This window comes from Paenibacillus sp. A3 (genome assembly GCF_001399685.1).
In the GTDB taxonomy this organism is placed as follows: Bacteria; Bacillota; Bacilli; order Paenibacillales; family NBRC-103111; genus Paenibacillus_G.
Map to the genome: position 1 here is coordinate 106,042 of NZ_JTHN01000041.1, position 7,233 is coordinate 113,274.

Below are 7,233 nucleotides of genomic sequence, written 5' to 3' on the forward strand. Positions count from 1 at the left end.
ATTATTTAATCATACCGCGAATCATGGCGGTTACGCCGGTGCGGGACAGCTCCTTAATGCCGTAAGGCTTAAGCAGCTCGGTCATGGCTTCGATTTTCTCGGAATCCCCGACCACCTGCACGATCAGCGAGCTCGGACCGATATCGACGATAGCCGCGCGGAACGTCTCGACGACGCCGAGAATTTCCGGCCGCATGCTTGGTTCGGCGTTGACTTTGATCAGCGCCAGCTCGCGCGCCACCATCGGATGAGCGCTCAGGTCGACGACTTTGATCACGTCGATCAGCTTATAGAGCTGCTTGGAAACCTGCTCCAGCGTCTTGTCGTCTCCCGTCGTGACGATAACCATGCGGGAGAGCCCTTTTTCCTCGGACTCGCCCACCGTAATGCTCTCGATATTGAAGCCCCGGCGGCCGAACAGGCCGGATACGCGTTGCAGCACACCGGGCTGGTTGTTCACTAGAACGGATATGGTGTGTTTGCGTGTCATTCCGAATCCCCCATTAACATTTGGTCTATCGTCGAGCCCTGCGTTACCATCGGGAACACGTTCTCGTGCTTCCGGACGACGAATTCGACGAGCACGGGACCCGGGGTATCCAGCGCTTCCTGCCAAGCGCGTTGGGCTTCGTCTTTGTTCGTCGCGCGCAGACCCTTCACGCCGTAAGCTTCCGCCAGCTTCACGAAATCCGGGCTGCCGGCCAGGTCAATGTGGCTGTACCGGTTGTCATAAATGATTTCCTGCCACTGGCGCACCATACCGAGCACCTGGTTGTTGATGACGACGATTTTGACCGGAATTTGGTGAATCGCGCAAACCGCGAGCTCCTGGGAGCACATCTGCATGCCGCCGTCGCCGTTGATCGAGACGACCAGCCGGTCCGGGTGCGCCTTCTGCGCGCCGATCGCCGACGGGAAGCCAAAGCCCATCGTGCCGAGGCCGCCCGAGGTGATCCAGGAACGCGGATGATTGAATTTGTAATACTGCGCCGCCCACATCTGATGCTGGCCGACGTCCGTCGTCACGATCGCTTCGCCCTTGGTCGTCTCGTGGATCATCTCGATAACGTACTGCGGCTTCAACTCCGTGTCGGAATCTTTATAGCGCAGCGGGAAATTCCGCTTCGTCTCCTGCACCCATTCGATCCATTTCTCCGATCGGGACGGCTTCGCCTTCAGGTTGGCAAGCTGCAGCGCGGCCTTCACGTCGCCGACGACCGGGATCGCCGTTTCGACGATTTTGCCGATTTCCGCCGGGTCCACGTCGATGTGGACGATTTTTTTCGCCTTCGGCGCAAAGCCGTCCACCTTCATCGTGACGCGGTCGTCGAACCGGGCGCCGATGCCGATCAGCAGATCGCAGTTTTGCAGCGCGTTGTTGGCGGTGTACGTTCCGTGCATCCCCGGCATGCCGAGCCACAGCTCGTGCGCGCTCGGGAAGCCTCCCAAGCCAAGCAGCGTCGTGGCGACAGGAATCCGCGTTTTGTTAACGAACTCGAGAAGCTGTTCCGCCGCATCCGCATAGACAACGCCGCCGCCGGCAATGATCACCGGACGCTCGCTCTCGGCGATCGCCTCCAGCATCTTGTCGACTTGGAGCTTGTTCGGCTGCACCGTCGGATTGTAGCCGCGGATGTCCACCTTCTCCGGATAGTAGAACGGCGCCGTATCGTTCGAGACGTCCTTCGGAATATCGATCAGAACCGGGCCTCTGCGGCCGGTCGAAGCGATATGGAACGCTTCTTTGATAATGCGCGGCAAATCTTTCACGTCGCGCACCAAGTAGCTGTGCTTCGTAATCGGCATCGTGATGCCGGTAATGTCCGCCTCTTGGAACGCGTCCGTACCAATGACCGATGTCGCTACGTTGCCCGTGATGACCACGAGCGGCACCGAATCCATGTAAGCCGTCGCAATTCCGGTAACGAGGTTCGTTGCTCCCGGACCCGAGGTGGCGATACAGACGCCTACCTTGCCGGTCGAACGGGCGTACCCGTCGGCTGCGTGAATCGCGCCTTGCTCGTGCCGCGTCAGCAAATGGTTGAAATCCGGATTGCCGTGCATGGCATCGTAAATATATAAGACCGCTCCGCCGGGATAACCGAAGACGCAATCCACGTCCTCCAGCAGCAGGCTGCGAAGCAGCATTTCCGAACCGGTAATGACGTCCGGCTTCAGCAGCTCTTCGCGAAGCTGTACCTTTGACTTTTGTGTGGTTTGGACGATCATGAATATTGGCCTCCTCTCAGATAATCCGACAAACGACTAAAAAACCCCTCTCATCCCCAAACGCAGCATGTGCGTCTGACGGGACGAAAGGGGTTAATCTTCCGTGGTACCACCCAGAATTTGTTAGATGCCTCACGGCAAATAACCTTAGCAGGTAATGCGCGCCGCAGCAATCCTCATCGGCTAGCACGATGACGACCCGCGAGTTCGCGTCTCTTACCTTCAGCACGGTAACGTGTGCCAATCCGATTTTCCCTAGTAACATTGTCGCTTTCAAGCGGTAAAGCCTGATGCTATGCGACAAGCTTTCAGGAAAACAGCTCCGAGGTGAGCTCGTACATAAGGGGTTAAGGCATTGGTTTCAGCATCTCCGCTGCTCTCTGAACATAAGAGCCCTTATAACTTCGTCCTCTTCATAGCCGATATATCTGATGTGTTTTTTTGTATTATATGCCGAATCGATTTTTTAGTCAAGCATCATTCCAGCCGAAAAAACGGACGCGGAAAAGCCCTTGACCCGGGACCTCCCGCTCAAGTCGGAGACGGCGTTTGCGTTTTCTTTACACAAAGTCAGACCAGAGACTCTTTCGGAGAGCCCGATTGCAAGCGCTCCTTCCCCGCGGCTGCCGATTGCCGTCGCATCGAATGAAGATTTCGTGAATGCCTCTCGTTGGTTTCACAAACAATTCTTGCCGGCTTGACGAAGCAATAACAAACTTTGGTTATGTTAAAAAGGAGCCCCGCGACCAAGGAACGGAGAACGGCCAACCGAAAATTGGATACACTGAAACTTTTACCAGAATGAACTCGTCTTCAATCTTGCGGCTTCAGGCCAATAATAGCCATGATGGAGAAAAGTTTACCGCAATGGGTCAAAACGGAGGAGCCGAACGCCGAAGTATATAAAAGACCGAAAAAGCAAAAAAAGCGCAACTAGAAAAAGGAGTGATTTCATGCGAGACATGCTGCAATCCGCCGTCCTGTCCATCACCTTGATCTCCGGCGCCCTTGCAACCGCTGCAGCCGCTCCTTTTGCCGTCGGTTCCGAACTGATGGCAACCGGCATGGGACAAGCCATAAGCCAAGCTTCCACCGCAACCGGCCCGCTCCTGGGCGGCGAAGCCGTGTCGCCAGCCCCGCCGACGGCTATCTCCGGCTCCGCTCCGCAAACGAAGCCGCCACAAGACGCGGCCGCCGGAAGCGTTCAACCCCAAACGGACGGAAGTCCGGTGCTGACCTTTCCCGTCATCAGCGATATCCACGTTCAATCGTGGGAGGATGCGTCGCACGAGAAGCTGGTTCACGTATTGAACGACCTGAACGAAATCAATCCGTCGGCCGACACGCTCGTGATCAACGGGGATTTAACCGAAGGCATGCCCGAGGACTACGCCAAGCTAAAGGAGCTCATGCAAAGCGCGCCGCATCCGGAGAGCGTCTTGTACAATATCGGCAACCACGAGTTTTACAAAGCCTGGTACAGCAGCCGTACCCGTTGGAACCCGGACGGCTTCCCGAATGGAGAAACGGAGCAGGCGTCGATTTCCCGGTTCCTCGCGTTCTCCGGTGAGAACAAGGTCTATTACGACAAGACCATCAAGGGCTATCACTTTATCTTCCTTGGCTCGGAGCGGTACCGGCAGTCCGACCAGAATAATGCGGAGGACGCTTATTTGTCGCCCGAGCAATTGGAATGGCTGAGGCAGACGCTGAAAAAAGACGCCGGCTCGAACAAGCCGGTCTTCGTCTTCCTGCATCAGCCGCTGCCTGCCACGGTATCGGGAACCCATTTCTGCTGCACGAATAGCCGGGCCGTCATTCAGCACGAGGAGCTGAAGGCGACCTTGTCGCAGTATCCGCAGGTCATCTACTTCAGCAGCCATTCGCACTGGGAGCTGAATCAGCCGGATACGCTGGTGCGGGACGGCTTCACGATGGTCAACACCGCCTCGGTGTCCGAAACGTGGACGAGTGACGGCAAAGGAGCGGAAAAGCTGAAGGGCAAGGCTGAAAGCGAAGGGCTGTACGTCGAGGTGTATCCGGACCGTGTCCGGATCAAGGGCAGGGATTTTTACCGGAAGCAGTGGATTCCGGAAGCGCAGTTTACCGTGCCGCTGGCCCAGAAGAAGTGAGCGGCTGGCTTATTTTTAAGGTCCGATGAATAAGAGCAGGCCGCTCGGCGGCTGCAGAGTGTTGAGAAAATGGTCTAATCAAAAATAGAGATATGTACGTAGGTGGGAGAAGCGATAGCGTTCGCCTTTGTCTGCGGGAAATAACCGCTGTTAAGCGGCTTCAATCAAAGTTTCCCGCTGACAACAGCGGCCGGAAGTAGATACCCCACCCATTCGTACACCTCTATTACCTCAATTCACCACTTTCTCAACAAGCTCAGCCCGCTCGGCGGCTTCTTATTCACCGGACCTTTTTTCGCGAAACGTCCAGTAATAATTAAACAAAAAGTTCGAAAGCGGCACGGCAACGACAACGAGACATTGGCCGACGGCATAGTGCCAGTGCAGCCGGTCCACGGCCAAATACATGAGGCCGGTGTTGAGCAGCAGGCCGGCGACGGACACGACCGTATATTTGGCAAGCGGCTTCCAGCCCGAGGCGGAAGCCTGAAACGTCCAGCGCCGATTCAGCGCGTACGATACCAGCAGCACAAGCACGAACCCGAGCGCCGAGGCCGGCACCGGATGCAGCTTCGCCGCTTCGACGAGCACAAACAGCGCCGCAAAATGAAGCGCCGTCCCGAGCAGCCCGACGATGCCGTACCGAAAGAGCAGCCGCAGCGTCATGAAACCTCGCCCACCCGGCGGCTTTCCTCGCCGGCCGCGGCGGACGCTTCGCTGAAGATGCGCTGGCTGACCAAGTACCGCGGCCTTCCCTTCACTTCGTTGTAAATGGAGGCGATGTACTCGCCGATGATCCCGAGCGAAATCATAATGACGCTGCCGATGACGAGCAGCAGCAGGATGACCGTCGTAAAGCCGGTCACTGCATTGCCGACGATTTTCTGATACAGCGTCTGGACCCCGAGCACGGCGGCGCCAAGCAGGAATACGATTCCGAACAGGCTGACAAACCGCAGCGGAATGGAAGAAAATGCAACCACGGCGTTCACCGCCAGCTTCATGAGGCCGAAAAAGCTCCATTGGCTGTGACCGTCCGTCCGCTCCGGCACCTCGAACGAAATCTGCGCCCGGTTGAAGCCGAGCCATGCCGTCATCCCGCGGAAAAATATGTTCCGCTCCGGCATTTCCCGCCATGCCTGCACGACCTTCCGGTCCAGCAGTTTGAAATCCGACGCGCCGCGCAGATCGAAGCCGGACAGCCGGTTGAGGATGCTGTAGAACAGTGCGGAGCCGACCGCCTTATCCAGCGACTCCTTGCCCCGGTCCTGCTTGACGCATTCCACGATCTCCTTGCCTTCCTCTCGCCACAGCCGGACCATCTCGGGAAGCAGCGCCGGCGGGTGCTGCAGGTCAGAGTCCATAATAATGACCCCCCGTCCCAACGCATGCTCTAGCCCGGCGCAGAGCGCCAGCTCCTTGCCGAAATTGCGGCTCAGCCGCAGCGCGGTCAGCCGGGGTGAACGCTGCCCGGACAAAATCAGCTGCTCCCATGTGCCGTCCCGCGAACCGTCGTCGATGACGATGATCTCGTAAGAAGCTGTCAGCCGTTTCAGTTCCTCTTCAATATGCTGCAGCGAGCGGTAAATATGAATTTCCTCGTTATAAACCGGTATAATGACGGTAATCTCGGGCTCCGCGCGTTCCACGTTTCCCCGCCTCCCTCTTGCTAACGAATGACCTTGTACAATCTCCATTTGCCCCCGAATTCCTTATACAGCTCCGTCCATTCCGTGCCCGTCTCGTAGAAATCTTTATACGTCCGCTCCTCGGCACTTAGCGCCGAACTCTTGTCCGGCTTCGCCGTAAGAATAAAATCGACGCCCCGGCCGACCGGATCTTTCAGCGAAGGAGTAAATTCGAAATCGCTGGTGATCAAAAATTTGTCAGGATGTCTGCTGTTCAGAATGACCGAATAAGCGGAGTACGAGTCCATCAAAATGTTGTGGCCCTTCAGCTCCGTGTCCAAATAACGGGCAATCTCCTTCTCCACCTGTTGGGAAGCCGCATACTGCGACGCATGCAAATACTTGTTCTCGTCCGGAGCAATCTGCGGGTTCGTCCAGGCGTACCCGAGCACGACGCAGGCTCCCAGCATCCCGGCCAGCACGATCCCGTAATTGACGAAGGACCGTTTCACCCGGGCAAGCTCGTACGGCAGCCAGGCCACGGTGATCGGAAACACGTACATGAAGTAACGGAACCAGCCGTAAGACGTTCCTTTCATGAGCATGAGGAACTGCAGCGCGACGATCGAGACGAACAGCAGCAGCAGCACCAGCAGGTCCCACAGGAACCAGCGCCGGTTCCAGAGCCGCAGCAGCACGACGGCGGCCAGCGGAAGCGAATAATAAGCCGTTTTCTTGGCCACAAACACCAGACCGAGCAGCGGATTGCCCATCATGTCCACAAAGGCCTGCTCAGTCGCCAGCCCTTGCGCCTGAGCCACGTTTGAGTATTCGGAACGCAGGAAATAAAGCGCGTCTCCCATGATGCTGTAGTTGAACCAAAGCCACAGCAGTCCGGAAAACACGACCGGCGCCATAACCATCGACCATGTCCCCTCGATATGGAACAGCTTGTGCAGCAATCCGTACTGCCGCCTCGGCAGGTCGACCCGAGGGTCCGTCGGCGGAATCCGCAGAACGATCAGGATGATGGCCAGAGCGACCGCCGCTCCCAGAGGCACCGCTTCGTATCGGGTCCAAAAAGCAAGCGCCAGCGCAAAGCTCACTTTGATCAGACTGCCGACGCGCCGCCCGTAAATCCAATGCGTCAGATGGACAACCGCATACATGATGAAAAAAATAAACGGCGCATCGCTAAGTCCGTTCGCGCCGAACAGGAACATGAACGGGTTACAGCTGAAGCT

6 protein-coding genes are annotated in these 7,233 nt (G+C 57.0%); 1 reads left to right on the forward strand and 5 read right to left on the reverse strand.

The window, feature by feature from the left end; translation table 11 throughout:
• Nucleotide 1 precedes the first annotated feature (1 nt).
• Nucleotides 2-490 (reverse strand): acetolactate synthase small subunit, encoded by a 489-nt coding sequence (ilvN, locus tag QJ48_RS06230; protein WP_036693781.1) that lies wholly within the window; start codon nucleotides 488-490, stop codon nucleotides 2-4.
• Nucleotides 487-2,229, reverse strand: a complete 1,743-nt coding sequence (gene ilvB / locus QJ48_RS06235) for a biosynthetic-type acetolactate synthase large subunit (RefSeq protein ID WP_054972775.1) — start codon at nucleotides 2,227-2,229, stop codon at nucleotides 487-489. Before ilvB ends, ilvN begins: the two co-directional genes overlap by 4 nt.
• A gap of 953 nt (nucleotides 2,230-3,182) precedes the next feature.
• Between ilvB and QJ48_RS06240 the strand changes: the two genes are divergently transcribed.
• Nucleotides 3,183-4,361 carry a metallophosphoesterase gene (locus QJ48_RS06240; RefSeq protein WP_054972776.1) on the forward strand — a complete coding sequence of 393 codons (1,179 nt, stop codon included), beginning with the start codon at nucleotides 3,183-3,185 and terminating at the stop codon, nucleotides 4,359-4,361.
• Between the two features lie 276 nt (nucleotides 4,362-4,637).
• Here QJ48_RS06240 and QJ48_RS06245 read toward each other — a convergent pair whose 3' ends face one another.
• From QJ48_RS06245 to QJ48_RS37360, 3 genes are all read right to left on the reverse strand, one after another.
• Nucleotides 4,638-5,027 (reverse strand): GtrA family protein, encoded by a 390-nt coding sequence (locus QJ48_RS06245; protein ID WP_054972777.1) that lies wholly within the window; start codon nucleotides 5,025-5,027, stop codon nucleotides 4,638-4,640.
• The gene (locus QJ48_RS06250) at nucleotides 5,024-6,010 is read right to left on the reverse strand and encodes a glycosyltransferase family 2 protein (RefSeq protein ID WP_054972778.1); all 987 of its coding nucleotides are present in this window, start codon (nucleotides 6,008-6,010) and stop codon (nucleotides 5,024-5,026) included. Before QJ48_RS06250 ends, QJ48_RS06245 begins: the two co-directional genes overlap by 4 nt.
• Before the next feature lie 20 nt (nucleotides 6,011-6,030).
• A partial coding sequence (locus QJ48_RS37360; protein ID WP_054972785.1) for a hypothetical protein occupies nucleotides 6,031-7,233 on the reverse strand: 1,203 nt, incomplete at its 5' end.